This is a genomic window from Streptomyces sp. NPDC048002, assembly GCF_040653275.1.
Classification (GTDB): domain Bacteria; phylum Actinomycetota; class Actinomycetes; order Streptomycetales; family Streptomycetaceae; genus Streptomyces.
The window spans coordinates 177,742-204,693 of record NZ_JBEZNL010000003.1; the positions used below are offsets into that span (position 1 = coordinate 177,742).

Genomic DNA, 26,952 nt, shown 5'->3' on the forward strand with positions numbered 1-26,952 from the left:
CGCCGGGCCGTCCCGGCCCGGCGGGCCTCCGCTCCGCCCGCGTCGGCCAAGCCGTGCCGCCAGCAGTCAGCCGCCAGCAGTCAGCCGTCAGCCGTCAGCCGTCAGCCGCCAGCAGTCAGCCGTCAGCCGCCAGCCGCCAGCAGTCAGCCGCGAGCCGCCAGCCGCGAGCCGTCAGCCTTCGTCGGGAGCGGGGCGGCCCGCGAGCCGTCTGCGGACCCGGCGTTCGACGAGGATCGGCACGTAGGCCCTGACCCGGGCCTCCCGGAAGGCGTCGTAGGCCGCCCGGACCTCCGCCTCGACGCCCGCCCGGTCGGCACCGGGCCACCCGGCGCAGAGCCGGTCGGTGAGATCCCGCAGCACCGCCCCCTCGTCCCCGGCCCGCGAGTCGTCCCCGGCCCGCGCGTCCGGCTCCGTGCGGTGCGGTTTCGGCTGCGGTTCCGGCCGCGGCTCCGTGCGGTCCGGCACGGGGGGTGCGCCCACGGCCGGGGAGGTCAGCGACGGAAGCGCCCCGGCCGACGCGTCCGGCAGTGGTGCCGTGGCACCCGCCAAGCCCACCGCTCCCGCGGCCCGTTCGGGTCCCGTCAGTGCCAGCGGGCCGCGAGGGCCGCCGCCCGTCTCGTCGAGCGCCGGCGCGCCGGGCTCGTCCGTCCCCTCATCGGCGATCATGGCCACACGACTCCGGTCCCCTTGAGCCTGAAACGTCCCGGTCTGTCGCTGTCATTCTCGGATCCGCCGGACAAGATCGCCTCCCGGGGCGCCCGGACCGCCCCGGGACCTCGTTCCAGGGCGCGAACTCGCCCCGCAACGGCCCTCCTTGGGTCCGAACAGGCCGGTCGGCGGCCGAGGGCCGGGCTCACCCGTACGGCCCCGCCCGCGATGCGACCCGGTTCCCCCGCTCGGACGATGACGGCAATGCCCCCCTGAGCACCCGGGAGTGCCGATGGCCTCGATGGACGTACCCGCCGACCGGCCGAAACCGGCGGTGCGCGCCGAGGCGAGAGCGGCGGTGGCCGCGCCCCGGCTGACCTGGCTCACCCTGGCGCTGATGACCACCGCGTCCGTGGCCAGTCTCCGGGCCGCCCCGACCATGGCCGTGTACGGGCTGGCCTGCGTGTTCCTCTATCTGCTCCCGGCGGTGGTGTTCCTGCTGCCGACCGCGCTGGTCTCCGCCGAGCTGGCCTCCGGCTGGAACGGCGGTGTCTACCGGTGGGTGAGCGAGGGGCTGTCCAAGCCGCTCGGCTTCCTCGCGGTCTGGTGCCAGTTCGCGATGACGATCTTCTACTACCCGAGTCTGCTGGCCTTCGTGGCCAGCACCATCTCGTACGTCATCAACCCGGCCCTCGCCTCCAACGGCGTCTACACCGCGATCGTGATCATGGTCCTGTACTGGACCGGTGTCTGGGTCTCCTCGCGCGGCACCAAGGCCCTGGCGGGCCTCTCCAGTTGGGGTCTGGTCATCGGCACCCTGGTGCCGGGCACCATCCTCGTCGTCCTCGGCATCGTCTTCCTCGCGCAGGGCAACCCCTCCGCCGCCCCGATGACCGCCGAGCACCTGCTGCCGGCCTGGACCGGCCTCGCCAGCCTGGTCCTGATCGTCAACAACTTCCTCTCCTACTCCGGTATGGAGATGAACGCGGTGCACGTCTCCTCGCTGAAGAACCCGGCGAAGGAGTACCCGAAGTCGATGTTCCTGGCGATGGGCCTGGTCCTGCTGATCTTCATCCTCCCGGCGCTCGCCATCAGCTGGGTCGTCCCGGCCGACCAGACCAGCCTCACCGCCGGAGTCATGCAGGCCTTCAACGCCTTCTTCTCCTACTTCCACATCGGGTGGATGACCCCCATCGCGGCCGTGATGCTGATCTCCGCCTCGCTGGCCGGCATGCTCACCTGGCTGGCCGGGCCCTCCAAGGGCCTGCTGGAGATCTCCCGCAGCGAGGGCTACCTCCCGCCGTTCCTGCAGAAGCTCAACAAGAACGGCATCCAGCAGAACATCCTGGTCACCCAGGGCATCGTCACCACGGCCATCGCCCTGATGTACGCGCTGATCCCGGGTGTCTCCAGCGTGTACTGGATCTTCTCCACGATCACCACGCAGGTGTACCTGATCGTCTACCTGCTGATGTTCCTCGCCGCGATGCGCCTCAGGAAGAACCAGCCCGACCACCCCCGCGGCTACCGCGTCCCGGCCCTCGGCCTGGTCTGCGTGGTCGGCCTGGTGGCCTCGGCGGCCGCGATGGTCATCGGCTTCGTGCCGCCCTCGCAGTTCAGCGGCGGCAGCGTCGGCTCCTACGTCGCGATCGTCGGCAGCGGCCTGGTGATCCTCGGTCTGGTCATCCCGTGGGCGTTCCTGAAGTTCCGCAAGCCCAGCTGGCGCACGGAGGGCGGTGAGGAGGCATGAGCCCCACCCGGTTCGCGTCCGAGCACCGGTGGATCTACCTCGGCGCCATCGTCATCCTGCTGGCGCTCGTGGTGATCGGCATCGTCCGCTGGGAGAACCTCAGGACCACCAACGCGGCCACCGAGAAGGCCAACCAGCTCGCCGACGCCGCCGTCGACGCCGGCTACCCGCGCCCCGACACCGACACGATCGTGCGCACCCTCGGCACCGACGGCGGTTTCGTCTGCGAGGACCCCGACAGCGCCCTGAAGAAGGCCCTGTGGAAGACGAACGTGTCCAACGGCGCGGCCTTCGTCGGCCAGCGCCCGGTCATCGGCGACACCCGCGCGCTGCGGGCCGAGGAGAAGATCCTGGAGATCTACTGCCCGGAGGAGCTGGACGCCTTCCAGGACCGGTACGACGACCTGGAGACCGACGACACGGTGAGGCGGTGACGCGCATGTCGAACACACAGGACACTCCGCACCCCGGGGCCACGGAACTCGCCGCGCGCGTCGCGGAGTTGATGCCCCGCGCCAAGAGCGACCTCGCCGAACTGGTGGCGATCCCCTCCGTGGCGGACCCCCGCCAGTACCCCGCCGAGGAGTGCCACCGGGCCGCCCGCTGGGTCGCCGACGCCTTCACCGAGGCGGGCCTGCGGGACGTCCACCTCGCCGAGACCCCGGACGGCAGCCACGCCGTCATCGGCCACCGCCCGCCCCCGCCGGGCGCCCCCACGGTCCTGCTCTACTGCCACTACGACGTCCAGCCCCCGCTCGACGACAAGGCGTGGACGAGCCCGCCGTTCCGGCTCACCGAGCGCGCGGACGGCCGCTGGTACGGCCGCGGCACCGCCGACTGCAAGGGCAACATCGTCATGCACCTCACCGCGCTGCGCGCGCTCGGCGAGGACATCCCGGTGGGCCTGAAGTTCGTCGCCGAGGGCTCGGAGGAACAGGGCACGGGCGGCCTGGAGGCGTACGTCGCCCAGCACCCCGAGCTGTTCCTCGCCGACGCGCTGCTGGTGTGCGACACCGGGAACTCCGAGGTCGGCACCGGCACCGCCACGATCACCCTGCGCGGCCTGGCCAACCTCGTCGTCACCGTCGACACCCTCAAGGGCGAGGTCCACTCGGGCATGTTCGGCGGCCCCGCCCCGGACGCGCTCGCCGCGCTGATCCAGATGCTGTCCACCCTGCGCGACCCGGAGACCGGCGCGACCCGGATCGAGGGTCTGGACTGCGACGGCGACTGGCCGGGCGAGCCCTACGACGAGGACCGGTTCCGCGCGGACGCCGGCGTCCTGGACGGCGTACGGCTCACCGGCACCGGCACGGTTGCCGACCGGCTGTGGGCGCGCCCCGCGGTGACCGTCCTCGGCATCGACTGCCCGCCGGTCATCGGCTCCGCCGCCGCCGTACCGGCCACCGCCCGCGCCCGGGTGAGCCTGCGCGTCCCGCCCGGCATGCACGCGGACGCCGCCCGCGAGGCCCTCACCCGGCACCTCACCGCCGCGGCCCCCTGGGGAGCGAAGGTCACCGTCGACCCAGAGGGCACCGGCTCCCCGTTCCGGGCCGCCACCGACGGAGCCGCCTACCGGGCGCTCGGCACGGCGATGAACGCCGTCTACGGAAAGCCGCTCGCCTTCCTCGGCCAGGGCGGCTCGATCCCGCTCTGCAACGTCCTGGCCTCGACCTATCCGCGGGCGGAGATCGTCCTCATGGGTGTGGAGGAGCCCCGCTGTCTCATCCACGCCCCCAACGAGAGCGTCGACCCCACGGAGATCGAGCACATGGCCCACGTGGAGGCCCTGTTCCTGCAGGAGTTCGCCAAGAGCGGCCGCTGACCGGCGGACGGCGGGGCGGGGGCGCGGCTCAGTCGAGCGCGCTCCTGTCCCGCCACTCGCTCCACGACAGGTTCCACGCCCCGAAGCCGTTGCCCGGTTCGACGACGCCCTTGGTCTCCCTGCCGCTGGTCTCGAACGGGTCGCCCGGCCGGAGCTGTCCGTAGAGCCAGGCCGCGTCGGCGTCGCTCATGCCGAGGCAGCCGGAGCCGCGGTTGGCGTTGCCGAAGTGGCGGGCGTTCCACGGGGCGGCGTGCGCGGACATGCCCGACCAGGTCAGCCGCATCGAGGGGTCGACCATCTTGTCGTGGGCGTCGCCGAGGCCATGCGGATGCGGGGCAACGGGGCCTCCGGAAAAGGCGGGTGCGCGATACGGACGAGTCGGCGACGGCCGCATCGAGGTGCAGCTGACCGGCGACGACGGCACGACCCACTCCGACACCTGCGGCCTCGCCCTCGGCCAGGGGTGACCGACGGCCCGGCCCGCCCCCGGAGCGTCCCGAGGCCGCCGCACGTCTTTTGCACCGAGGCCGCCGCACGGCCCCCGCACCGAAGCCGTCCCTCACACCGAAGGCGCCCCGGCCTTCCTGACGTGCAGCACATGGCCGTCCAGGGGCAGCGGGGTCCGGCCCACCAGCGCGAGACCCGCGTCGGCGAACAGCCGCTCGTAGTGGGCGGCCTGCCGCTCCCGCCCGCCGACGTTGCACATCATGTGCAGATCCCAGGCGGTGGCCAGCGAGACCGAGCCGTCGGCGGGCAGCAGGCGTTCGACGACGAGCAGATCGGCGTGGCCGGGCATCGCGCGGGCGCAGTGCCGCAGGATCTCCCGGCACCGCTCGTCCTCCCAGTCGTGCAGGACACGGGAGAGGACGTAGACGTCGCCGCCCGCGGGCACGTCCGCGAAGTCGCCCGTCAGGAAGTCGCACCGGGCGCCGAGACCGGCCTCCGCCAGCCGCCGCCGGGCGGCTGCCACGGCGTGCGGCCGCTCCAGCAGCACCCCCCTCAGGCGCGGGTGCGCGGCGAGGACACGGCCGAGGAGTTCCCCGTTGCCGCCCGCGATGTCGACCACGGTGGCCCCGGCGGGCGCCTCGGCCGCGGCGGCCAGAGCCGCGTGCGTGGGGACGGGGTCGAACATGGCGGCTCCGGCGGCCATGGACCGGTCGAAGAGTTCCGCCAGCTCGGGGTCGCGGGCGAAGTGGCCGAAGTGGTGCTCCCCGAAGAGGTGCTCGAAGGCGACCTCCCCGGTGCGCACGGTGTGCCCGAGGGCGCCGAAGGACCGGTAGAACGGGCCGCCGTACATCAGCGCCAGCGCCCGCATCGACGCGGGCGCGTCCGCGCGCAGCAGGGCACCCCGCGCGGTGAGCCGGAAGCCGTCGCGCCCCTCCGTCACCGCGCCCAGCATGGCGAGATAGCGCAGCAGCTTCGCCAGGTTCTCCGGCCGCGCGCCGACCTCCCGGGCGAGTTCCCCGACGGGGACTCCCCGTCCGGTGTCCATCGCGTCGGGCACCCGGAGCTCCGCGAACACGGCGAGCGCCTGCGTCGTCCACGCCCCGGTCATCAGCCGCAGGAGCGTTTCGGCCGGCTGACCGGCGCGGTGCTCGTCGAGATGGGCGGCCAGCAGGTCGCGGTGGTCGCCGGGTACGTACAGCTCCACGCGTCGGTAGCCGACCTTGGCCTCCACGGGCAGGCCGAAGTAGAAGACCGTGCCGTTCTCGTGCGGGTTGTAGCCGCCCCCGTCGGGCGTGGCCCCGCAGCGCGCGAGGGTCGCGCACAGCCCGCGCAGCAGCAGCGGATCGGGCGCCGTCACGTCGAAGGCGACATGTGCCTCGTGCTGCTGCTCCCGCTCGTGCGCGGCGACGCCGTCCAGGCCCGATCCGGGCGGCACGGTCAGCGCGAACACCTCGACCGTCCGCCGCGCGCCGTCCGCGCCGGTCACCGCGGGGCGCAGGATGCGGACGTCCAGGTCGGCGGCCCGCCGCCGGTGCCGCAGCGCCAGCCGGTCGCGTACGACGACACTCGGCCGCGGCGGCGCCGGGGCGACGAGTCCGCAGTCGCCGAGCATGGCGGTCAGCTCCGCCTCGTCCGAGGGGAAGACGAGCAGGGCGGCATGGGAGAAGCGGCACCGCTCCACGAGCGCGCGCAGCTCCGGTCCGTCGAGTCCGGGCAGCAGGAGCGGCAGCAGCGTCGCGGTGTCCTGCTCCCGGACGAATTCGACCGTCGTACGCAGGCGGGACGTTTCGCCCGACAACGTAGTGATCATTGCGGAGGTCCTCATTCCGGTGTTCGGGGGATGGGGGTACCGAGGAGGGAAGTCGGGAATCGGCATCGGGGAGACACCGGCGGGGGAATCAGCTGAGGGAATCGATTCCTCACACGCCGACGTAGTGCTCGGCGAACCAGTCCTGCCGGCTGCGCGAGGTACGCAGCGAGTCGAGGCGCGCACGCCACAGGGCGTGGTGGAAGGGCGAGGCGCCGTCCCGGCCGGACGGGCCGTGCAGGAGCCCGATCATCCAGTGCGAGAACTCCTGCGCCCGCCAGATGCGGGGCAGACACCGCGCGGAGTAGGAATCGAGCCCGTCGGGATCGCCGTGCAGCAGCTCGGCGATCAGTCCCTCCGCGAGGGCCTCCGCCTCCAGTACGGCGAGGTTGGCGCCCTTCGCCGCGGACGGGCTGATCAGCCCGGCGGCGTCGCCCACCAGGAACAGCGCACCGTGGCGCAGGGGTTCGAGCACGTCGGAGGTCAGGTCGACGACCCCGCGCTGCACGAGCCGGCCCCGCTCCAGAGGGCCGTGCTCCTTGGCCCCCATCCGCAGATCCAGCTCGTCCCAGATCCGCTCCTGCGACCAGGCCCCGGCCGGGGTGCCGCGCTCGCACTGGAGGTAGTAGCGGGTGATCGTGCCGGAGCGGGCCATGTGCCCGGCGAATCCGCGCTCGTGGACCGCGTACCCGACGGCGTCCATGCTGGGCGGCGCCTCGGCGAGCAGACCCAGCCAGGTCACCCCGTGGTCGCAGGGGTACCGGCGCACCGCACCCTCCGGGAGTGAGCGCCGTGCCGCGCCGTGCCGCCCGTCGCACCCGGCCACGTACCGCGCCCGGAACCGTCCGGTCCGCCCGTCCGCCGCACGCACCGCCACCGAGGGGCGCCCGGTGTCTGCGTCGAGCACGGCCACCGCCTCGGTCCCGAACCGCAACCGGCCGCCCCGGTCCAGGAACCGGGTCAACAGATCGCTCACCAGGTCCTGTTGGGGATACACGGTGTGCCGCTCGCCCCGCCCGAGCCCGCCGTAGTCCAGCCGGAACCGGCCGTCCTCGGTGCGGAACTCGCACACCCCGTGCTCCCGCCCCCGCAGCCGCAACCCCTCGTCCAGCCCGTGCCGTTCGAGGATCCGCGCGGTGTGGGCGGCGAGGAAACCGGCCCGGGCCCGCGTCCGCACACGCTCCTCTTCGGCCCGCTCGAGAATGACGCAGTCCACCCCGCTGTCCTGAAGGAGATTGCCGAGCACGAGCCCGGCCGGTCCGGCGCCGAGAACGACCACATCGGCCGCCCCCCAGTTCTGCCCTTCGGTCACGAGACGGGATGCTAGGTGACGTAAGCGGGCGTACTGGACAAAGATCACCTGAATGCCGGACGCGGGTGATCTTGTCCACGGGTCCGTGGACCGAAAGCGCGTGACGGGATCGCTGTCTGCGGTCCTGAACGGTCGTCCCGGTCAGTCGTCGACGCCCCGATCGGCGCGCCTGGACCGTTGGGATTCCGCGTAGCTGTCCCGATAGGCCGGCCTGCCCGCTTCCAGACCCTCCAGTGACGCGGCAACGACCTCGCCGCGTCGAAGTGCGTGGAGGTAGTTGGTCATCGCCGTCAGGTACTGGCGCGAGGCGGTGTTCAGGGTGATGCAGCAGGTGCGCCGCCGTTCAAGGCTCTCGCCCTGCCGCTGTCTGGCCTGCTCCGCCCTGAGCAGTTCCTCGGTGTGCCCGCGCTCCTCGCGCCGTTGTTCAGCGGCGGCCTGCAGCTCCATGCGCTTGATGCGGTCCGCGCGGTTCTGCGTCAGCAGGGCCGCCCCGAGCGTTCCCGTCACGCCGACGACGGCGATCAGCAGACCCGTCCAACTGGCGTCCGTGATGTCCCCCTCGCGAAGTCGGTGACCGAAGAGGGCGCAAAGCAAAAGGCCCGGGTCGATGACCTGGGCCTTCTTCATGGAGCGGGTGACGAGAATCGAACTCGCGCTCTCAGCTTGGGAAGCGACGGCGCTCGCACCGGCTTCACAGCTCTGACCAGCACGGATACCTGGACCTCGGGGTGGTCCTGCGCGTCGGATCGCACCGCTGTTGACCGTGGGTTTCCGCCCTTACGGGCACGCGGAGGGCACGTACTTCCGGAAAGGGTCGAAGCCGGCTTCATCTGGGGGCAACTCCGCGCGGTCCGCACCATGCGAAGATCAGCCGTAGAGGCAGCGTTGCTGCTGCACAGCCCACCGCCCTCCGCGCCCTCGTTATCAGACCACAGGCCCGGCCCGTACACGCACTGTGTGCTATGCCATATCGAATGGCATACTTGACGTGTGACTGATGACGTGGACTTCCCACCCGGCGACGGCCCCACCAGCGGTATCTCCGTCACGCTGACCGCCGGAACCCTTCAGGCGATCCGCGAGCGGGTCGGCAAGCGAGGCGTCTCGGCGTACCTGGAGAAGGCGGCCCAGCGCCAGATCGAGCGCGACAACCTGGACGAGTTGATCGCGGACTTCGACAAGATGCACGGCCCGGCCGACCCCGCGGCCGTGGCGGCCAAGCGTGCCCGACTGACCGGAGGCGACTCGAACGCCGGGGTAGCCGCGTGAGCGGTGCCCTGGTCCTGGACAGCGAGGGCCTGGCAAAGGCCGTGCAGAGGGATCGGGAAATTCACGAGTGGCTGACGGCGGCGCGCGACGCGGACCTGCCAGTGATCACCTCGGCCGCCGTACTGGTCGAGGTGATCCACCCGAAGATCAATGACGCCGCCCTGAAGTGGACCCTGTCCCGCCTGAGTGTCGAGCCGGTGACCCAAACCCTCGCGCAGTCCGCTGCCGCCTTGCTGCGTGCGGCGGGGCTGCACGGCCACAAGTACGCCATCGACGCCATGCTGTGCGCGACCGCCCTGCAGCATCCCGGCCGGGTGACGATCCTGACCTCGGACGTGGAAGACATCGGGTTGCTCACTGCCGAGCATCCGCGCGTGAGCGCGGAGAAGGTCTGAGACGAGGCACCTTGTAGAACGGCGCTCGCTGCGCACGAGGTTGCCCGGAGGTTGATCGTGCTGGTTGTTTCCGCCTCCTCGCACCCCGCTGTTCAGCGTTCTGCCGCGAATCTGCAACGTGACCACTGATCAAGCGGACAGCAAAAGGCCCGGGTCTCTGACCTGGGCCTTCTTCGTGGAGCGGGTGACGAGAATCGAACTCGCGCTCTCAGCTTGGGAAGCTTGGGTTCTCGGCGGGAGGCTACTTAGCCGACCTGTGGCGGAGCGGGCGCGGAGGCTGGCTGATCGGTGGCCTGGTCCCCGCTGTTTCCCGTGGTTCCCCGCCTGTTCTGGCACGGATGTGGCACGCGCGACCAGGAGTCTGTGTATCTCTCGCCTGCTGCCATGGTCCGCCGGTGTGCCGTGCGCGTATCGGTCAGAAGGGAGGTTCGAGATCGCCGCGGCCATCGCTGTGCGGCCCTCGGTCTTCGGCCTCCTCGGAAAGTGGCTCCGGGCCGGGCGGATTGTGGCCCCATGCTTCGAGGGCCCTCCAAGCGACGCGGCGGTTGGGGTCGTTGCTGCTGGTGTCCAGGATGCGGCCCGCGTGCACGGCGAGGTGAGCATGGTGCCTGGTGAGCGCGGGGTGTTCGGCGAGGAGGAGCGCGGCGATGGCGGCGGCTTCACGCACGTCCTCGTGGCTGTCATGCAGGAAGGGCGCGACGGCCCTGTAGAGCATCGGGCGCAGGTCGCGGAAGGCCGCCACGGTGGTGTCGTGGGTGAGGAAGCCGGCGAAGTGCTCCTCGTTGCGGGCGACGATCTCGTCAGAGGCGTCGTGAAGCGTGGAAGCCAGCCAGCCCAACAGCGTCGCGCGGATGGGGACGTCGCGATAGGGCCGTCGCGTCATGGCCGCCGGGTGGGTGAGGATGCCGGCGACGTACATGACGGCGGGGGCGGTGGCTTCGTAAGTAGTGTTCTGGTGGCCGACCAGCTCACCCAGCTCCCACAAGGTGGTGACCTGGACCTTGGGATCGGGTTCCAAGAGTTGCGTCAGAATCTTGGGCAGGTCCTCACCGGACCCGAAAGCCGTCTGGAGCGAGCGCCAGTCGGTCTCCGCCAGGACAACTTGGTAGGGAGGCAAGTCAGGCTCGCGGGGCGCCCCGGCGTTGGAACGGATGTGGGTCACGGGCCAAACCTAGATCAGAGGTCTGACGCCATCCCCTTCCAGACCAGTCGCTCGGTCTGCGGTCCTGCCACAGGCCGCTGCTGTATCGCACAGTCGTTTGGTTCTGCCGTGTGACGTGACGGACCAACTGAGCAACTGAGGCCACAGAGACGCCTCCAGCACTGCGACGAGCCCCCTACCGACGGAACGGGCAGGGGGCTTGATCAGTGCGCGTTACTTCTTCTTGCCCTGGGTCTTGCCAGGGATCTTGATGACCTGCGTTTTCCCTGCTCAGAGTTGGCAGACCCGTGCGCCTGGTGGTCGTCGTTGGTCGTCATTGGCCACTGTCGAGCGCCCCTCGGACGGCCCAGACAACGGCCCGTCTGCCGGCCTACGAACCGATGGGTAGTTCCCTCGCCCGCTGGCGTGCTTGGGCCCGTAGTTCCTTCAGGCGGCTATGGAAAGCGTTGTGGCGGTTCTGGTCGAGGTTCAGCGGGAGGTCGAGTTGGGAAATGAGCTGTGACTCCAGGTCCCATGGCTCGCCCTGTTTCATCCAGCACACTCGTGCGTTGTCCGCCATCCACTGGCTCAGGGTGGCTTCGCCGGCCTTGCCGAAGGTCATCCGCTTGCCGCTGCCCACGCGGCGCAGCTCAAGCCCGAGCAGGCAGCCGAGCGTGAGCCGCAGGGTCGAGCCGGCCGCGTTGCCCCGGTAGTGGTAGCGCACCCGCTTGCGCAGGTTCTGGGTGCTGGTTCGGTTCGCCATGTACCGCGGGGCTATGCCGACATAGAGCAGGCGTCCGGCGTCCAGGTCCGGATGGGGCGGCTGCTTGAACTGCCATCCGTAGACTCCTGCCGCCGCCGGGACAGGGCTCGGACGCACCAAGACCTCCTGCGCCGACCACAACCGATCGGGACTGACGAGAGCGGTAGCGTCCACGAAACCTCCAGGCGTGCCACGACTGATCGTCGCAGGCTACTGGTCACCTTCGATGGAGTACTTCGTGGCCTTTGTAGTCATGCAACCTCCGTTGACGACTCACGCTCGTGTCGAGGAACGCGATCATCAGTCGCGAGCCACTGAGCGTGGTGCCTGCCAAGCAGTGGGTCGGTGACTGGTCGTTCACCGGCAGCAGTGGATCAATATGCGACAAGCCTGCCCCATAGCTGTGCAGTTGTGGCAGGCTTACGTGGTTGGGACTTGTACTCCGGGGGCGAATGTGGATCTTGTTCAACTGTCCGACGCGGCTGCAACTGCCTACGTGACGGGCCTGTCCGCTCAGGCAGCAGCCGCTACAGACGTTGTGGCACGCTCATGGTTCGAGCGCCTTCGTTCGTTCCTTGCAGCGCGCGATGGTATCGAACCGGTCCTGGAATCGGGTGAACAGGCGCTATCTGCCGCTATTTTGGAAGCGTTGCAAGAAAATCCCCAAGACGCTCACGAACTTGCCCAGCTACTTTCTTCTAAAGAAGCGGTTACGATTGAGGGCGCTGGCACTGTGCACGGGAATGTGACACTCAAAGGCAAGTATGTTGCAGGTCGCGACATACGTTTCGACCGATAACGGGAAGTCCTGCCATGCTTAGATGGCGGAGTCGACTGCGCTACAAAAGTAAGCCGAGCGGGGCAAGTACTGTATTCGGCGACGTCGAAATAGCGGGGCAGTTCGCTGCCGGCAGAGATGTCAAGATACGCAATTTGACCACCAACCTTCCTGCCCTCTGGCGTGAAAGTCGAGCCGATAAGGTCCGGCACCGACTCGTGGCTAAGCTGTTACCGAAGTGGCTTGCCGAAGAGGAGCTATGGTCCGGAGACGATGATCTAGAGTTCCCTGTTACAGCCAACTATAGTGTTAGTTATGTGGCACACCCGCGGCGAGAGATTGCATCACTTCCTGGTGCTGTCGACGGTAAGGAAGTGTCAGGGGTTGAAATGGCGCATGCCTTTGACTCCTCTTTGGGGCGCCTGCTGGTGCTCGGAGAGCCAGGTGCAGGTAAGACATACATCCTGCGTCGAATTATGCGGCATTCTCTCAAAAGGGCTAGGGAAAGTTCAAGCAACCCTATCCCCTTCTACCTCCACTTTTCATCTTGGGTGGGTCCTAAGCAAAACATAAGAGACTGGGTGATTGATGCGCTCAGTCAGCAGTACGGTGTTCATGAACAGTACTTGGAGCGCTGGTTCATGGACGGAGAATTGGCACTCTTCATGGATGGGCTAGATGAACTTAGCCTCCGCCGACGTCGTGAGTGCATAACTGCCCTCAATAAATTCCTCTCGCGGCACCCGAACTCCGAAGTGGTGATTGCGTGCAGGAAAAGGGAGTACGAAGAAGCTAGGAAGTTCCTTGAGTTGCGTGGATCGATCAGTTTGAATCCGATCAAGGTGAAAGATCTAAGTCACTCCATTAGTAGCCTCGGGTCAGGTTTTGAACAACTCGTAAGCAAGGTCCGAGCCAGCAGGAAATTCCGTTCCCTGCTTCAGAACCCGCTTTTTCTTCGGCTTGCTTTGATTACCTACCGCGAGGCCGATACGATCAGCGTCGTAGAATCACGCAATATGGAGTCAGCGCTTCTAGAGGAGTATGTAAAGCACTGCAAGCAGCGCGCGGGATTTAGTCCGCATGAGCCTATGCAGATTTCCTGGTTGACTAGTATCGCTCAAGTTCTCAGAGTCAAGAAAGTCGCTTCTTTCTATCCTGACCGAGCGCCAGTCGAGTACTTCCCTGAAAGCCTTGAACGGGATCTAACTAGAGCTACGCTGTGGTGCTGCTTTTTGTCCGTCGTTGTGCCGACGATACTGGTAAGAGCCGTAATGACGGGCCTGGCAGATGAATCACCCGTGCGAACAGTTTATGTATTCCTTACGTATTTGTTTCCGCTCACTTTCGGTTTCTTGGCTGTAAAAATAGCTAAGGACGAGTTGCTGCGTGCACCTGCTTCTCGCGCGACGGCGGCCAGGAAAAATGTGACGGCATTCCTTAAGCGGTTGTGCGCCGTATTCATTGCTCAAGGTGTAGTGGCTGCATCGCTAATGCCATTCGCGGGAAATCCAGTGGTGGCCACCATTGTTGTCGTCGGATTCCCAGTCTCGATGATGTGGCCTCCAATGCGTATGATCTGGTCTTCGGAGCGGGTCGAAAGGTCTCGGCTGCCTTTCTATCCAGGGGAGGAACTGACAAGCCTACGCCGAGCTGCGCTCATTGTTGGCCTGCTAGTTGGTGGCGGCTTCTACGCTTGCGTCGGTTTGTCGATGTACGCTCTGTATCCCGCACTCAAGGACGGAATGTTGTTCCAGCCGGGAATTAATACACTCTTTTACGCCTTCCCCGTCGGTCTTCTTGCGGCCTTGCAGAACGGTGGAGCCGACTTGATCAGACGCCGTCTATGCATTGTTATCATGGCGAGGAAGGGTCTCCTTCCAAGGAATTATTTCAAAGCACTGGAATCGTTGAGAAAATCTTCCATGTTGATTCCTAGGCTTGGGTCATTTGAGTTCCGCCACCTGATGGTTCGAGACCACTTGGCAAGAAAGGCGCCGAATGACCTGGCGGTGCGGCGCAGCATCGTTCTTGTTGAAGATTGATTCACCGCTTTCTGCTTGGCGTAAAAGGTCGGCGTAGCGGCTTTGGGCTGGAGCTGCTTTGGCGCGAGTGATCATGGCCCCGTAAGCTGATGGCGCGTCGGGCAGTCTGTGGACCTGCCCGGTAAAGCACGACGTTGGGGCCATGATCTTCGAGGCTCGCGCCAAAGTGGCTGCCTAAAGTCGTGGAGCCGACCGCCCCAGCCACGACGTACCCCTTCTCTGACGGCAAGCGGCTGATTGCTGTGTGCGCGGCACGGGCGCTGGCCGGGCTGGAGCGGGGCGGAGACAGGAGCGCAGGCCCGGCCGGGGGCCGGGCCGCGCGCGGGGAGCGGAGCGAGCCGCCTTGAACCCGTGAAGAAGGTTGTTACTCAGTCGGTGTGGGGGTGTCGGCTGTGATGCTGCGGGACTGTGCTGCTGCTCGTCGCAGAGCGTCTGCAACCTGCTCGGCGTCGTCGGCGGACAAGAGGATCTCTTGCGTCCAGAGGATCGAGAGTCTGACGTCGCCGTTCAGAAGGTTGGTGGCAACGTCGATTTCCGTGCCGTTGCCGGTGACGTCCTGCACGTTGAGGTCTGGATCGCTGCTGTAGGCGCTCATGGAGTCCGGCTCGGGCCGTGGGCACTGGCGCCTGTGACGCTCCACAGCGGCGCCTCGTGCCGTTCCGGGTAGCTGCTGATGAGCAGCTGACGCAGTTCGTCGCGCTGGGTGCCGTTGAGGTCCAGGACCTCGGTGAGGTGGCGGAACGTCGTGTGGGTGATTCCGCGGTTTCGGGCCTCCGCCTCGAACTGGTCGAGGCGCGGGAGTAGCGAGTCGGCGTCTAGCTTCGTCGTCGGGCGGTCCTTCAGCCATGCAGCCTTGTTGCGCTCGTAGTCGATCTCGGAGAAGCCGCAGATCTCGCGGCTGAGGCCTTCCGCCTCGTCCAAGGCTGACGTCGCCATGACCGCTCGGGCCAACTCGTTGCGGCCCAATGCCTCGTCCAGGTCGACCTCGTGGACCGTCGCGCCCTCGTCGGTGAGAGGGATCGGGAGGCCGGCGTCTCGTACCTCGCACGTGCCGCGGACCCCGCGGGCCGTCGCCGCGAGCATCCCCGTTGCTTCGGACGGGTGCCACTCCAGGACGGAGCTGATCGCATCCACATCCCTCGCGGTGAAGGTGTGGACGAGTCGGCCGAGCGCTGGGCGTATGTCGTCGAGTGGGAGTTCACCGTCGAGACCGGGCCCTGCGACCAGCAGCCTGACCGGGGTGTTCACTTGGGCGCACGCGGCCAAGGTGAGGGCGTCGGCGAGTGGACTCTTCAGAGTGGGTTCGTCGCCCCGTGCCAGCACGTCTCCCCCGACGTCCAAGAGGTCGATCGAGGTTAGGTCCAAGTGCGCGGTGAGTTCTTCCAGCTGGCGCATGACGCCCTGAGCCCCGTGCCGCGGGTCGATCAATGCGAACGTGTGAGGGAGCTCTGCCGCGAGTCGTGGAAGCGTGGAGCCTGCCGGGCCGACCGGGCGGGCTTCCGCCGGCACCTTCCAGACGGATGCGGTGATCGGTTTGAGACCGGTGAAGTCATCGGGGCTTCGAGGGCCCGGTACCGGGTCGATCAGGAGCCGGTCCCACGCGTACGTGAGGATCACGGCTCGGTCCTCGTCGCCGTGGAGAGCGGCGTCAAGCATTGCGGCGGCGACAGTGTCGCCCCCTCCTCCTGCTGCGACGATCAACCGCGTCATGGGCCCAAGAGTACGGCGTCCCGTGTTGACCACTCACTCTATAGTGGCTAGAGGCCATAGCCACTTTGCCCGCTTGCTGCGGGTAGGACGAGGAGGGCAGATGCCGCAGATCGAGGAGACTCAGCCGAAGTATCTCCAGATCGCGTACTTCATCCGCGATCAGATCCTTCGGGGTGACCTGCGGGCGGGGGACGAAGTGCCGTCGGAACGGCAACTGGCTGCGGACTGGAAGGTGTCCAGGCCTACGGCCGCGCGGGCCTTGGAGGCGCTCAGCCATCAGGGGCTTGTGGAGAAGCGGCAGGGGTCCGGCACGTACGTGCGGAGCCTCGAAGTGAACCGGCGTGCGCGGGAGTTGTACGGGCGGGCGCGGCAGACCGGGAAGATCTACACGCCCGGTGAGTACGCGGCCATCACGTCCGCCGGCTGGCTTGAGGCTCCCGATCACGTGGCTGAGGCGCTCGGCCTGGTCAAGGACCGGCGGGCTGTGCATCGTCGGCGCGTGACCAACAACCAGGACGGGCCGATCACGCTCTCCACCTCGTGGTTCGCCCCGGACGTCGGGCAGCGTGCGCCCAAGTTGCTGGAGCCGGAGCGGATTCAGGAGGGAACCCTGATGTACGTCGAGCAGATGACCGGACGTCAGGGGAGTTATGCCGAGGACCGCATGTGCGCGAGGAGCGCCACCGGGGAAGAGGCGGCGGACCTGCAACTCGCGCCAGGGTCGGCCGTGCTCATTGTTCACCACGTCGTCTTCGATCTCCAGGACCGGCCGTTGGAGTTCGCCGAGGCTACGTACCCGCCGCATCGCTGGGCGTTCGAGCAGGGGTACCCGCTCGGCTGACGGTCCGCCAGTTGCCGCGAACGGCTTGCGCGTCGCGAGTGGCTAATGCCACTATCCAGTAAGTGGCTAAGGCCACTTACTGGAAGGGGGCACGGCGTGACGAGTCAGCGACCGGATCAAGGCGCGCACTTACCTTGCCGGGGATGCCGTGGGCAGGGCTGGAAGCGCGTTGGTTCGCGTACGAGCCTCGCTCTCGCCGTCGCTGCCGACCGGACCCGTGCCACGTCGAAGCGGCGCTGCCTCGACTGCGACGGCAGCGGCAAGGAGTGAGCGTCGGATGGCTTACATGCTCGACCGCTACCCCTGCGAGGACTCTCCGCGGCTTGGAGCGATGACCTTGCACCCGACTCCGGAGTCCGTGCCGCGTGCCCGGCGCTGGTTCCGGAAGTTCATCGCCCTCTACAACCCGGCCTGCTCGGTCGAGGACTGCGCGCTGTTGATCTCGGAACTCGTCACCAACGCGATCCGGTACGGGCAGGCCGATGACCCGTGGCACGTACGGGTCGAGTGGTTCCGGGACGGGACCTCGCTCCGGGTCGAGGTGCACAACCCCGGATTCCCCGCGAATGTGCGGCTCAGGCGGCCCGATGCCCATGACGCGCACGGGCGCGGCCTGCTCCTGGTCGACTCAATCGCCCACTCGTGGCACTGCGGGCCCAGTCGCTTCGGCGGAACGGTGGTCTCCTTCGTCGTCGCTGACGCCTGGCTGGCCTGAGAAAGGTGAACACCCGCTTCTACTGCCACAGTGGAAATGTCGTTAGTCTGGTTGACCAGTTGACTTGGCCAATCTCGACAGGCGGCGTTCATGGCGTATGAAGTGGAGGCGCCCAAGTACGTACGCCTCGCGCAGACGATTCAGCAGCGCATCGAGGACGGGACATACGCGCCCGGTAGCCGCGTGCCCAGTGAGAATCAGCTGGTGCAGGCGTTCGGGATGTCCCGTCCGACCGTCGTCCGGGCGCTGGAGCTGCTGAAGCGTGACGGTTGGCTGGAGTCCCGGCAGGGTTTTGGCACGATCGTCCGGGGGCGTCCCGCTGTCGTCGAGCGCAAGGACCGGCGGGGGAGTGAAGCGCTCACGCGTGACGAGTCGCAGACTCCGGGGCGGTTGGTCGAGGTTGGGCAAGTACCTGTGCCGGCGCGCGTTGCCGCCGTGCTCGGGTTGCCGAGGCGCGCCAAGGTTCTCGTACGGCGGTTCCTCGTCGTGGAGGACGGCGAACCCGTCGAGCTGGTCTCGTCGTACTTCCCCGCCGGCCTGGCCGAGGGCACCGAGCTGGAGAGCGCCGACCCCTTGGGGAGCGGTACTCGCGCTCACCTTGAGGCGCGAAAGAAGGTTCGCTTCGACCACGTGACGGAGCGGGTCTCGGCCCGGTTGCCGGGGCGGGATGAGGCGGAGCTTCTGGAGCTCCCGGACGGTGTGCCTGTCCTCAGCGTCCTGGTCGTCGCGTGCGACGCCTCCGGTCAGGCACTGCAAGTCTCTGACGTGCTGCTCCCCGCTGACCGGCAGGAACTCGAAGACACCTACCGGCTCAGCTGAGCTGCGGGCCGGCTGCTGCGGTGGCGCGCCTCATGTGCGTCGGGTGGCGAGTCGGTAGACCACGTAGCTGAAGCCGAGGATGATGTCCACCGCCGCCCAGAGACCGATGATGAGTCCCACGCCGATGGTGGTTCCCACGTCGCCTGCGTCCTCGCACAAGTCCAGGTCGCTGCCTGTCAGGCCGCGGCACTCCTCGGGTGTGCCACTGCCGCTCGCGGCGCCCGTGATCACCCAGATCAAGAAGAGTATCTGGATGGCCAGGAAGATCCACAGGAAGACTGGGCGGCGCTTCTTCGGCTGGGGTGTCGGTCCGGCCTGCTGGTAGCCGCTTGGCGTGGGGCCTTGGGGTGGTGTCGGCCAGGCGCCCGGCGGTGGCGCGGCTCCGGGTGGCTTGCGGGGACCCCATGACTGTGGTTCCTGAGCGCGGTCTTGTTTGCCCATGTCGCGCCCTCCTTCGTGCTGCTTGCTTCATGGTGCGCTTGCGCTACGCGTCTCGCCTGGCGGCACCCATCAAGCCACTTGACAAGTCAACCTGGCATCCCTAACGTCAAACTTGCTAAGTCAACTTGTCATGTGGCGAGTTGGTCGAATCGAAGGAGAACCTCTGTGCGTGTGATCCGTGTTGACGCCTCGACCGCCACGATCCTGCTCACCGAAGCGCCGGCGCCGAAGGTGCGCGACCGGCAGACCGGTGAGATCGCGAAGGACACCGTGAGCGGAGAGGCGCTGATGACCATCGGCGTCGTCTACATCGACGAGGGTGAGTCGTCGCTGATCCAGGTCACGATCCCCGAGAGCGGAGTGACGGACGGGCTGACCGTCGGCGCTCCGGTCTCGCTGCCGGGGCTCGTCGCCCGGCCCTGGCAGAGCGTGTTCAACGGGCGTGAGCGGCACGGCATCGCCTACCGGGCCACCGCCGTCATGCCCGGTGCCTTCCAGATGGCTCAGGCGGGCTGATCGACGTGACCGACCTGGTGACGTTGGCAGAGCTGGGCGGACCGCTCGCCGTGATAGGCGGCGCGGCCTACGCCCGGCACGCCCACCCGGCGGCGTACTGGTCCACGGTCGGGCTGCCGCTCTCGGTGGCCCGGTTGCTGGCCTCGTACTCCTCGACCATGGACGCCTGCGGGCTGACCGTCGAGCCGTCCCGCTGGCGGGCTCTGGCCGTCCGGGCGACGACTCGGCGGGAGGTTCGGCCCGTTCCTCCGCGACGCGGAGTGATCCGGCCCAACTCGACCGGCCTGCGGATACGGCTGCGGCTCGCCCCCGGACAGGAGCCGGCGGACGTGGCGGCCTCGGCCGAACGGCTGCGGCACGCCTGGGGCGTTCACGCCGTCTACGTGCGGGACGTCAAGCCCGGTGTCGTGGAACTGCGGCTCGTCGGCTACGACGTCTTACGCAAGGTCCGGATGCCTCGCCGCGTCGACAGCGGGCTTCTGCGGGTACCGGTGGCCCTGAGAGAGGACGCGACCGCGTGCGTCCGCGACTACCGCGCCGTACCGCATGAGCTCGTCCTCGGCGCCACGCTGTCCGGCAAGTCCATGTACCTCCGGCACCTCATCGCCGGCCTCGCGGCCCAAGCCGTCGCCCTGGTCGGCATCGACTGCAAGCGCGGTGTCGAGCTGGCGCCGTTCGCTGCGCGGCTCTCCGCGCTGGCCACTGACCCGGACGAGGCGGCCGAACTGCTGCCGGTCCTGGTCAAGGAAATGGAGGACCGCTACGACCTGATCAAGGCCCGGCAGGGCATCGCGCCCAGCACGCCGGACGAGGAGATCACCTCGGACATCTGGGGCCTGCCGGAGCACCAACGGCCCGTGCCCATCGTGCTGTTCGTCGACGAGGTGGCGGAACTCTTCCTCGTCGCCACCCGCAAGGACGAGGAACGGCGCGATGAGATGGTCACCCATCTCATCCGCCTCGCCCAGCTCGGCCGCGCGGCCGGCATCTATCTGGAGGTGTGCGGGCAGCGCTTCGGCGCCGAACTCGGCAAGGGCGCGACCATGCTCCGGGCGCAGTTGACCGGCCGTGTCTGCCACCGCGTAAATGATGAAGCCTCCGCCAAGATGGCGCTCGGCGACATTGCGCCCGAAGCGGTCTACGCGGCCTGCTCCATCGCCCCTGAACTACCCGGTCTCGCAGTCGTCGGCGACACCTCCGGCGGCTGGTCCCGCATCCGCACCCCCTACTTGTCCCTAGCCGACGCTGCGGCCGTCTGCCGTGCGTTGGCGCACCTCGCCCCGGACGTTCCGGCGCTCTCGCCCTTCCTGCCGTACGTCCCGCCCTCGCCCGTAGCGGACTCCGGGACGGCGACCGCTTCCCGCCCGGTCACCGAGTAACCGCCACCCGAACCACCGGCCGGCGCGGCATTCCCGCGCCATGTCCCTACCCCCGCCATGCCCGAATCGGAGAGGAACGCCCGTGACCGCCTCCATGGCCTTCTACGCGGACGGCAACACCATCGTCCGCCTCGCCCAGTACGGCACGACACGTACGCCGATCCTCACCCTCGACGGTGAGGGCCACTCCCTGACCGTGTCGGCCTTCGCGCGGGTGCCCGTCGCCGAACACCTGGCGTTCGCACGTGAGCTGGCCGTCGCCTGCGCCGACTACGTCAAGGCCCTGGAGGCCTACGCCGCCGCTCTGCCTGACGGCGAGTCGGACCGGGGCGAGCGGCTGTGATGCGGATGCCCGTCCGTGTGGACGCCGTACTCGTCCAAGCTCTGATCGCCGCCGCGCTGTCCTTCGCCCACCTTCACGACCTGGCTGCCGCTGCCGGGCAGGACGGCTGGAAGGCGTGGGCCTACCCGGTCTCCGTTGACCTGCTGTTGGTGGCCGCTTGGCGGCGACTGCGCTCCGGTGGCTCGAAGGCGGCCGGGTGGTGCTGGTTCCTCGTCGCGCTGACCGCCTCGCTCGGCGCCAACGTCGCCACGGCCGGCCTGCTCGACCTGGACGCCGTACCGGCCTGGCTGCGCATCCTCGTCGCCGGATGGCCCGCGGTCGCCTTCCTCGGCGGCACGCTTCTCGCCCACGGACCGACCGACGCACCCGAACCGGCGACGGCTCCGACCGAACTGCCGACCCAGGAAACCGAAACGGCTCCGCTGCTGGCCACCCCCGTCCCACCCGCCCTCGTCGCCCACGCCCGCAAGGTCGCCGACGACCACCGCGCCCGGACCGGAACCCCCATCGACGCCCCAACCCTTCGCGCCCGGCTCGGCGTCCCGCTGCCGCTCGCCGAAGCGATCGCCGCCCAACTCGTCTGAACTCAGGAGTGCTTCCGCACATGCGCCCGTCCACGCTCCGTGCGCTCAACCGCGCGGCCGAGCTGACCCGTCAGAACCGCCTCACCGAAGCAATGCTCATCGCCGAACCCGTGATCCTCGTCGCCGACGACATCGAGGGCGAAGAGATCCGGCGGTGGCTGCTCAACCACGTCGCCGACTTCACCGGCGAGAACCACGACGAACCGAAGGAGCTGCCCTGATGTCCGCCACCCCCCGCTTCCGCCGCGTCGTCCGCATCGGTCCCGTCCAGGTCGGCACCTACCACGACGGCCGGGGCCGCGAGAAGCACGCCGCCGTCTGCACGGCTCCGCGCTGCGGCTTCTCCGCCGACTACGACAGCCGCACCGCCGCCGAGCTGGCCGCCCGCACCCACCGCTGCCGCGTCCGCTGAGGAGATCCCCGTGACCGTCTCTCTCCCGCTCGTCTTCGTCCTGGGTGTCATCGCCTGGGCCGCGATCAAGTTCCTCGGCGTCCGCCTCTGGGCCGCCGTCGTGATCGCCCTGTTCGGCTTCTGGCTCTCGCACACCTTCCTCGCCCCCGCCATCGAAACCGGCACCCGTACCGGGGTCGGCGTCGTCAACGGCGACAACAAGTGACAAGGAGGTCCGCCGTGTTGTTCCGCCCGCAGCTCCCCGAGGCTCCGCACCTGCCCACGATCATCACCCCGCAACACCAGGCTCCCGTGCCTTCCGCCGGCCGTCCGCTCACCTCCTACGTGGGAGCGGTCGCCGCCGTGGTCGTCGTCGGCATCGTCCTCACCGCGCTCCTGGCGGCCGTCGCCGTGACGGCCGTGTCCGTGGCCATCGCCGCCGTGGTCCTGCGCTCTCTCGTCACAGGCGCCAACAGGCGCTGACCGGCACCGGGGCGGCAAACGCCGCCAAGCATCCCGCCGCCCCGGTGCCATCCCCTCCCAACCGCCGAAACAGCCGAAAGGGACTCCCATCCTTACCCACTCGCCCCCGCCCCCGCTGGCGGAGCTGAGCACCCTCGCCGCCCTCGGCACCATGCCCGCCCTCGCGCGACAGCTCGCGGGCCTGGGCGGCTGCACCCACCCCGTCCGCCTCGACGGCCACCGCACCGAATACGACGTCGACACCCGCACGGGCGAGATCGGCAACGTCCTACGCCACCTCGACTCGGCCACCCTCCCCGCCGGTCACCTCCTCGTCCGCTGCAACAACCGCCGCGCAACCCGCTGCCCGGCCTGCGCCGAGACCTACCGCCGCGACACCTACCACCTGATCACCGCCGGCCTCCGCGGCGGCAAGGGCACCCCAGACCAGGTCGCCGCCCACCCCCGTGTCTTCGCCACCTTCACCGCCCCCGGCTTCGGCCCCGTCCACAACCGCCGCACCGACAACCGCCCCTGCCGCTGCGGCACCCACCACGACCAGGAGGACGCAGCCCTCGGCACACCACTCGACCCCGACACCTACGACTACGAAGCGGCTGTCCTCTGGAACGCCCATGCCGGGGCCCTCTGGCGGCGCTTCTCCATCTACCTCCGCCGTGAGGTCGCCAAGCGTGCCGGCCTCACCCAACGCGCCTTCCGCGACCACGCCCGTGTCTCCTTCGCCAAGGTCGCCGAATACCAGAAGCGGGGCGCCGTCCACTTCCACGCGGTCATCCGCCTCGACGGCCCGGAGGGCGGCGACACCCCACCCCCGGCCTGGGCCACGGCCGAGCTGCTGACCGACGCCATCCGCGCTGCCGCGGCCGCCGCCCGCATCGACGGCCCGACCATCGACGGCCGCGCCCACACCTTCGCCTTCGGGCGTCAGCTCGACGTCCGCCCGATCCGCACCGCCGACTTCGACAACGGCCAGGAACTGACCGAACGGGCCGTAGCCGCGTACATCGCCAAGTACGCCACCAAGGGCGCCGAGACCACGACCGGCACCCTCGACCGACCGATCCGCTTCCTCGCCGAACTGGCGCACGCACGCATCACCGATCACGCCCGCAGCCTCATCCGAACCGCCTGGACCCTCGGCGCACGCAAGGACCTCGCACACCTTCGTCTGCGCGCCTGGGCCCACATGCTCGGCTTCCGCGGCCACTTCTCCACCAAGTCCCGCCGCTACTCCACCACCCTCGGCGCCCTCCGCGACGCTCGCGCCGAGTGGCGCCGCGCCCAAGCCGCTCCGCCCGCGCCCCAGGACGGCGAGACCACGCTCGTCCTCGCGCACTGGGTCTTCGCCGGAACGGGCCTGAGCGCGGGGGAGACCTGGCTTGCCGCATCCCTCGAACCCGCTCCCGGAACGGAAGGAGAGCCGACCACATGAACGACCGCTACCTGTCCGTGGACCAGGTCGCCGAGCTGCTGGGCACGACCGCGCGCTTCCCTCGGCGGCTGATCGAGGAGCGGCGCATCCGGTACGTCAAGGTCGGCCGGTACGTCCGTATCCCGGAGAGCGCCCTTCGCGAGTACATCGCCTCTCGTACGGTGGAGCCGCTGCGGCGGCCTCGCTCCCGCTTCGGGAGGGCTGCTGCCTGATGGCCAATAGCAAGGGCAGACGCCGCCGTTTCGGTGCGATCAGACGGCTTCCCTCCGGCCGGTACCAGGCGCGCTATCCGGGCCCTGATGGCGTGATGCGTCCGGCTCCCATCACCTTCGAGACCACGGCCGACGCCGATGACTGGCTTGCCGAGAAACAGACGGAGATCCGCCGGGGGGAGTGGCGCGACCCCGAAGCAGGTGCAGTGAGCTTCCGGGCCTACGCCGACAAGTGGGTGGAGGAACGGGAGCTTGCACCGCTCACCCGCGACCTCTACCGCTACCTCCTCGACAAGCACCTGTTCGCCTTCGCTGAGTCGGACTTGGACGAGATCACCGCTCCGCGTGTCCGTGAGTGGCGGGCCGATCGGCTGCGGACCACGAACGCCAAGACGATGACGGCCAAGGCGTACCGGCTCCTCAAGGCCATCATGGAAACGGCCGTGGACGACGAGCTGATCACCCGCAACCCGTGCCGGATCAAGGGAGCGGGGAAGGAGAAGGCCGCTGAGCGGCGTATCGCGACCGTCGCCCAGGTCGATGCCCTCGCCGAAGCGGTCGGGATGCGGTGGCGGCTCATGGTCTACCTCGGAGCGTACGGTCCGATGCGGCCGGAAGAGCTGGCCGGCCTCCGCCGTCGAGACGTCGACCTCGACAACCTGCGCGTCCGCGTGCGTCTCGCCGAGCCTGAGCGAATGAACGGGCGGCGCGTCCAGGGCGACACCAAGTCGGAGGCGGGCACCCGGACTGTGATTCTTCCCGCGTTCCTCCGCCGGGAGCTCCGCTGGCATCTGGAGAGCTACGCCGAGCCGGGCCCCGATGGGCTGATCTTCGTGGGGGAGAAGGGTGCTCCGTTCCGGCGCAGCACCTTCGGGCGGAGGTGGCGGCGGGCGCGGGAGGTCGTAGGGATGCCAGAGGGCTTCCGGTTCTACGACCTGCGGCACACGGGGCACACGCTGTCCACGCGCTCCGGTGCCACGCTCAAGGACACCATGGTGCGTGCCGGGCAGTCCTCGGAGAAGGCGGCGCTGATCTATCAGCACTCCGACGACGAGCGGCAGGAAGAGGTCGCCGCCGGGCTGGATGCGACCGTGCGGAAGGCTCGGGCTGCGGCCAGAGAGAAGGAGCGCGACCAGGCTTCTGGCACGAATCTGGCACGCGGCGAGTGATCGCAGCGGACAGCAAAAAGGCCCGGGTCGATGACCTGGGCCTTCTTCATGGAGCGGGTGACGAGAATCGAACTCGCGCTCTCAGCTTGGGAAGCTGATGTTCTACCATTAAACTACACCCGCGTAAGACGCCGACCGAGCCGGTGTCCGCATGCTCGCTCACTGTACCTCATGCCAGACCCCCGGTGCTCCGACCGCGGGGTCTGACGGCGTTTCAGGGCGGGGATGCGGCTGCGGGCGCCCGGAGTTGGGGCGTACGGTGGAGGCGTGGGAGAGGGTCCGGGCGGGACCGGAGTGCCGCCTGGAGAGCCGTCCCTTTCATCCCGTAATGTGGCCTTTCGTCGCCCGGCGGCAAGCAGCCGGGTGCGGCTCTTGGGGAAGGGACTCGAAGGACTTGATGGAGCGCACCGTCGTCCGATGTGCCGATGGGCACGTCTTCAGCACCGCCTCGTTCCCGATGCAGCAGGCCGAGCGGCTCGGTCCCGGACGGTTGGTCCGGTGTCCGCGCTGTGCCCGGCTCCGCAGCGTCGTACAGGTGACGTTGGAGAAGCAGCAGTAACGGAGTGTGAACGAAGGCGCGCGGTACCGTCCGGTTGTGGTCGGTCCGCGCGCCTTGCGTATCCTCGGGGCGTGCTTCTCTCAGACAAGGACATCCGCGCCGAGATCGACGCCGGACGGGTACGGATCGATCCCTACGACGAATCCATGGTGCAGCCGTCCAGCATCGACGTACGTCTCGACCGGTACTTCCGGGTGTTCGAGAACCACCGATACCCCCACATCGACCCCTCCATCGAGCAGAGCGATCTGACGCGGCTGGTGGAGCCGGAGGGCGACGAGCCGTTCATCCTCCACCCCGGCGAGTTCGTCCTCGCCTCCACCTACGAGGTCATCTCCCTCCCCGACGACCTGGCCTCCCGGCTGGAGGGCAAGAGCTCCCTCGGCCGCCTCGGCCTCGTCACCCACTCCACCGCCGGCTTCATCGACCCCGGCTTCTCCGGGCACGTCACCCTGGAGCTGAGCAACCTCGCCACGCTGCCCATCAAGCTGTGGCCGGGCATGAAGATCGGCCAGCTGTGCATGTTCCGGCTCACCTCGCCCGCCGAGGAGCCCTACGGCAGCGAGCGGTACGGATCCCGGTACCAGGGGCAGCGGGGGCCGACGGCCTCGCGGTCCTTCCTCAACTTCCATCGGACTCAGGTGTGAGTGACGGCATGAGCGACGCGACGGCACGGGAGAACCTGACCTACGAGCGGTTCGGCGTCGCCGTCCGCGAGCTGGCGCAGACGATCGCGGACGACGGGTACGAGCCCGACATCGTCCTCTCCATCGCGCGCGGCGGGGTGTTCGTGGCCGGCGGGCTCGCCTACGCCCTCGACTGCAAGAACCTCCACCTGGTGAACGTCGAGTTCTACACCGGCGTCGGGACGACCCTCGAGATGCCGGTCATGCTCGCGCCGGTCCCCAACGCGATCGACTTCTCCGACAAGAAGGTCCTGATCACCGACGACGTCGCCGACACCGGCAAGACGCTCAAGCTGGTGCACGACTTCTGCCTCGACCACGTCGCCGAGGTCCGCTCCGCCGTCATCTACGAGAAGTCCCACTCCCTCGTGAAGTGCGAGTACGTGTGGAAGCGGACGGACGACTGGATCAACTTCCCGTGGTCCGTCCTGCCCCCCGTGCACAAGTCTGGCGAGTCGGCCAGGCCCAACAGGGAAGCTCTGTAGCGAGGTTGTG

Annotated in this window: 33 protein-coding genes and 1 tRNA gene; 23 read left to right on the forward strand and 11 right to left on the reverse strand. The window is 68.5% G+C overall.

All coding sequences use genetic code 11. The features are described 5' to 3' along the window. Window positions 1-171: 171 nt before the first annotated feature. Entirely contained in the window at window positions 172-666 is a 495-nt protein-coding gene (locus AB0E07_RS06550) for a three-helix bundle dimerization domain-containing protein (protein ID WP_362247131.1), read from the reverse strand. 274 nt (window positions 667-940) lie between these two features. Here AB0E07_RS06550 and AB0E07_RS06555 point away from each other — a divergent pair, with 274 nt between their 5' ends. From AB0E07_RS06555 to AB0E07_RS06565, 3 genes are read left to right on the forward strand one after another with little or no spacing between them, the layout of a single operon-like run. After that, a complete protein-coding gene (locus tag AB0E07_RS06555) occupies window positions 941-2,398 on the forward strand; it encodes an APC family permease (protein WP_362247133.1) in 1,458 nt (485 codons plus the stop codon). Further along, window positions 2,395-2,832, forward strand: coding sequence for a hypothetical protein (locus tag AB0E07_RS06560; RefSeq protein ID WP_362247135.1), 438 nt, complete (start codon window positions 2,395-2,397; stop codon window positions 2,830-2,832). Before AB0E07_RS06555 ends, AB0E07_RS06560 begins: the two co-directional genes overlap by 4 nt. A gap of 5 nt (window positions 2,833-2,837) precedes the next feature. Beyond that, window positions 2,838-4,223, forward strand: coding sequence for a dipeptidase (locus AB0E07_RS06565; protein ID WP_362247137.1), 1,386 nt, complete (start codon window positions 2,838-2,840; stop codon window positions 4,221-4,223). Between the two features lie 28 nt (window positions 4,224-4,251). Here AB0E07_RS06565 and AB0E07_RS06570 read toward each other — a convergent pair whose 3' ends face one another. The 4 genes from AB0E07_RS06570 to AB0E07_RS06585 form a co-directional block, all read right to left on the reverse strand. Then, window positions 4,252-4,617, reverse strand: coding sequence for a L,D-transpeptidase (locus AB0E07_RS06570; protein WP_362247391.1), 366 nt, complete (start codon window positions 4,615-4,617; stop codon window positions 4,252-4,254). Between the two features lie 165 nt (window positions 4,618-4,782). Next, complete coding sequence (locus AB0E07_RS06575; protein ID WP_362247139.1) at window positions 4,783-6,480, reverse strand: methyltransferase; 1,698 nt, start codon at window positions 6,478-6,480, stop codon at window positions 4,783-4,785. 109 nt (window positions 6,481-6,589) lie between these two features. Beyond that, a complete protein-coding gene (locus tag AB0E07_RS06580) occupies window positions 6,590-7,789 on the reverse strand; it encodes a 4-hydroxybenzoate 3-monooxygenase (RefSeq protein ID WP_362247141.1) in 1,200 nt (399 codons plus the stop codon). A 141-nt stretch (window positions 7,790-7,930) separates the two neighbouring features. After that, window positions 7,931-8,416, reverse strand: a complete 486-nt coding sequence (locus AB0E07_RS06585; RefSeq protein ID WP_362247143.1) for a hypothetical protein — start codon at window positions 8,414-8,416, stop codon at window positions 7,931-7,933. A gap of 363 nt (window positions 8,417-8,779) precedes the next feature. On the opposite strand from AB0E07_RS06585, the gene AB0E07_RS06590 reads away from it, so the two are divergent. Both AB0E07_RS06590 and AB0E07_RS06595 read left to right on the forward strand, forming a co-directional pair. Beyond that, complete coding sequence (locus tag AB0E07_RS06590) at window positions 8,780-9,058, forward strand: hypothetical protein (RefSeq protein ID WP_210924166.1); 279 nt, start codon at window positions 8,780-8,782, stop codon at window positions 9,056-9,058. Continuing rightward, window positions 9,055-9,453, forward strand: a complete 399-nt coding sequence (locus AB0E07_RS06595; protein ID WP_362247146.1) for a PIN domain-containing protein — start codon at window positions 9,055-9,057, stop codon at window positions 9,451-9,453. Before AB0E07_RS06590 ends, AB0E07_RS06595 begins: the two co-directional genes overlap by 4 nt. A 415-nt stretch (window positions 9,454-9,868) precedes the next feature. On the opposite strand, the gene AB0E07_RS06600 is transcribed toward AB0E07_RS06595, so the two are convergent. Both AB0E07_RS06600 and AB0E07_RS06605 read right to left on the reverse strand, forming a co-directional pair. Beyond that, complete coding sequence (locus AB0E07_RS06600; protein ID WP_362247148.1) at window positions 9,869-10,615, reverse strand: hypothetical protein; 747 nt, start codon at window positions 10,613-10,615, stop codon at window positions 9,869-9,871. Between the two features lie 370 nt (window positions 10,616-10,985). Further along, on the reverse strand, window positions 10,986-11,531 hold the full coding sequence (locus AB0E07_RS06605; protein WP_362247150.1) for a GIY-YIG nuclease family protein: 546 nt from the start codon (window positions 11,529-11,531) through the stop codon (window positions 10,986-10,988). 280 nt (window positions 11,532-11,811) lie between these two features. Here AB0E07_RS06605 and AB0E07_RS06610 point away from each other — a divergent pair, with 280 nt between their 5' ends. Both AB0E07_RS06610 and AB0E07_RS06615 read left to right on the forward strand, forming a co-directional pair. Next, the gene (locus tag AB0E07_RS06610; protein ID WP_362247152.1) at window positions 11,812-12,156 is read left to right on the forward strand and encodes a hypothetical protein; all 345 of its coding nucleotides are present in this window, start codon (window positions 11,812-11,814) and stop codon (window positions 12,154-12,156) included. 134 nt (window positions 12,157-12,290) lie between these two features. Further along, complete coding sequence (locus tag AB0E07_RS06615; protein WP_362247154.1) at window positions 12,291-14,177, forward strand: NACHT domain-containing protein; 1,887 nt, start codon at window positions 12,291-12,293, stop codon at window positions 14,175-14,177. Between the two features lie 364 nt (window positions 14,178-14,541). Here the strand turns inward: AB0E07_RS06615 and AB0E07_RS06620 are convergent, their stop codons facing one another. Continuing rightward, window positions 14,542-14,772: a hypothetical protein gene (locus tag AB0E07_RS06620; RefSeq protein WP_362247156.1), complete on the reverse strand. Its 231-nt coding sequence runs from the start codon at window positions 14,770-14,772 to the stop codon at window positions 14,542-14,544. Next, entirely contained in the window at window positions 14,769-15,887 is a 1,119-nt protein-coding gene (locus AB0E07_RS06625) for a DUF1152 domain-containing protein (protein ID WP_362247158.1), read from the reverse strand. The genes AB0E07_RS06620 and AB0E07_RS06625 overlap by 4 nt, the downstream gene beginning before the upstream one ends. A 100-nt stretch (window positions 15,888-15,987) precedes the next feature. Between AB0E07_RS06625 and AB0E07_RS06630 the strand changes: the two genes are divergently transcribed. From AB0E07_RS06630 to AB0E07_RS06640, 3 genes are all read left to right on the forward strand, one after another. Beyond that, the gene (locus AB0E07_RS06630) at window positions 15,988-16,728 is read left to right on the forward strand and encodes a GntR family transcriptional regulator (protein ID WP_362247160.1); all 741 of its coding nucleotides are present in this window, start codon (window positions 15,988-15,990) and stop codon (window positions 16,726-16,728) included. A gap of 277 nt (window positions 16,729-17,005) precedes the next feature. Beyond that, on the forward strand, window positions 17,006-17,443 hold the full coding sequence (locus AB0E07_RS06635; protein WP_362247162.1) for an ATP-binding protein: 438 nt from the start codon (window positions 17,006-17,008) through the stop codon (window positions 17,441-17,443). 90 nt (window positions 17,444-17,533) lie between these two features. Further along, window positions 17,534-18,262, forward strand: coding sequence for a GntR family transcriptional regulator (locus AB0E07_RS06640; RefSeq protein ID WP_362247164.1), 729 nt, complete (start codon window positions 17,534-17,536; stop codon window positions 18,260-18,262). Between the two features lie 30 nt (window positions 18,263-18,292). Here the strand turns inward: AB0E07_RS06640 and AB0E07_RS06645 are convergent, their stop codons facing one another. Then, entirely contained in the window at window positions 18,293-18,703 is a 411-nt protein-coding gene (locus tag AB0E07_RS06645; RefSeq protein WP_362247166.1) for a hypothetical protein, read from the reverse strand. 165 nt (window positions 18,704-18,868) lie between these two features. Here AB0E07_RS06645 and AB0E07_RS06650 point away from each other — a divergent pair, with 165 nt between their 5' ends. The 11 genes from AB0E07_RS06650 to AB0E07_RS06700 all read left to right on the forward strand — a co-directional run bounded on the left by AB0E07_RS06650 (window position 18,869) and on the right by AB0E07_RS06700 (window position 25,212). Further along, complete coding sequence (locus tag AB0E07_RS06650; RefSeq protein ID WP_362247168.1) at window positions 18,869-19,219, forward strand: hypothetical protein; 351 nt, start codon at window positions 18,869-18,871, stop codon at window positions 19,217-19,219. A 5-nt stretch (window positions 19,220-19,224) separates the two neighbouring features. Then, window positions 19,225-20,598, forward strand: coding sequence for an FtsK/SpoIIIE domain-containing protein (locus tag AB0E07_RS06655; protein WP_362247170.1), 1,374 nt, complete (start codon window positions 19,225-19,227; stop codon window positions 20,596-20,598). Window positions 20,599-20,680: 82 nt separating this feature from the next. Further along, window positions 20,681-20,941 carry a hypothetical protein gene (locus tag AB0E07_RS06660; RefSeq protein ID WP_362247172.1) on the forward strand — a complete coding sequence of 87 codons (261 nt, stop codon included), beginning with the start codon at window positions 20,681-20,683 and terminating at the stop codon, window positions 20,939-20,941. Beyond that, window positions 20,941-21,525 (forward strand): DUF2637 domain-containing protein, encoded by a 585-nt coding sequence (locus AB0E07_RS06665; RefSeq protein WP_362247174.1) that lies wholly within the window; start codon window positions 20,941-20,943, stop codon window positions 21,523-21,525. The genes AB0E07_RS06660 and AB0E07_RS06665 overlap by 1 nt, the downstream gene beginning before the upstream one ends. Before the next feature lie 20 nt (window positions 21,526-21,545). After that, the gene (locus tag AB0E07_RS06670; RefSeq protein ID WP_362247176.1) at window positions 21,546-21,746 is read left to right on the forward strand and encodes a hypothetical protein; all 201 of its coding nucleotides are present in this window, start codon (window positions 21,546-21,548) and stop codon (window positions 21,744-21,746) included. Continuing rightward, window positions 21,746-21,937 carry a mobile element transfer protein gene (locus tag AB0E07_RS06675; protein WP_362247178.1) on the forward strand — a complete coding sequence of 64 codons (192 nt, stop codon included), beginning with the start codon at window positions 21,746-21,748 and terminating at the stop codon, window positions 21,935-21,937. The genes AB0E07_RS06670 and AB0E07_RS06675 overlap by 1 nt, the downstream gene beginning before the upstream one ends. 10 nt (window positions 21,938-21,947) lie before the next feature. Then, complete coding sequence (locus AB0E07_RS06680) at window positions 21,948-22,142, forward strand: hypothetical protein (protein ID WP_362247180.1); 195 nt, start codon at window positions 21,948-21,950, stop codon at window positions 22,140-22,142. A gap of 17 nt (window positions 22,143-22,159) precedes the next feature. Continuing rightward, complete coding sequence (locus tag AB0E07_RS06685; RefSeq protein ID WP_362247392.1) at window positions 22,160-22,399, forward strand: SpdD protein; 240 nt, start codon at window positions 22,160-22,162, stop codon at window positions 22,397-22,399. A 151-nt stretch (window positions 22,400-22,550) separates the two neighbouring features. Then, window positions 22,551-23,831: a replication initiator gene (locus AB0E07_RS06690; RefSeq protein WP_362247182.1), complete on the forward strand. Its 1,281-nt coding sequence runs from the start codon at window positions 22,551-22,553 to the stop codon at window positions 23,829-23,831. After that, on the forward strand, window positions 23,828-24,043 hold the full coding sequence (locus tag AB0E07_RS06695) for an excisionase family DNA-binding protein (protein WP_285430295.1): 216 nt from the start codon (window positions 23,828-23,830) through the stop codon (window positions 24,041-24,043). The genes AB0E07_RS06690 and AB0E07_RS06695 overlap by 4 nt, the downstream gene beginning before the upstream one ends. Further along, window positions 24,043-25,212 carry a tyrosine-type recombinase/integrase gene (locus AB0E07_RS06700; protein ID WP_362247184.1) on the forward strand — a complete coding sequence of 390 codons (1,170 nt, stop codon included), beginning with the start codon at window positions 24,043-24,045 and terminating at the stop codon, window positions 25,210-25,212. The genes AB0E07_RS06695 and AB0E07_RS06700 overlap by 1 nt, the downstream gene beginning before the upstream one ends. 49 nt (window positions 25,213-25,261) lie before the next feature. Here the strand turns inward: AB0E07_RS06700 and AB0E07_RS06705 are convergent. Beyond that, a tRNA-Gly gene (locus tag AB0E07_RS06705) sits at window positions 25,262-25,335 on the reverse strand. Between the two features lie 507 nt (window positions 25,336-25,842). Here AB0E07_RS06705 and dcd point away from each other — a divergent pair. Then, complete coding sequence (dcd, locus tag AB0E07_RS06710) at window positions 25,843-26,418, forward strand: dCTP deaminase (protein WP_362247186.1); 576 nt, start codon at window positions 25,843-25,845, stop codon at window positions 26,416-26,418. A gap of 8 nt (window positions 26,419-26,426) precedes the next feature. Further along, a complete protein-coding gene (locus tag AB0E07_RS06715) occupies window positions 26,427-26,942 on the forward strand; it encodes a phosphoribosyltransferase (protein WP_362247188.1) in 516 nt (171 codons plus the stop codon). Window positions 26,943-26,952: the final 10 nt, after the last annotated feature.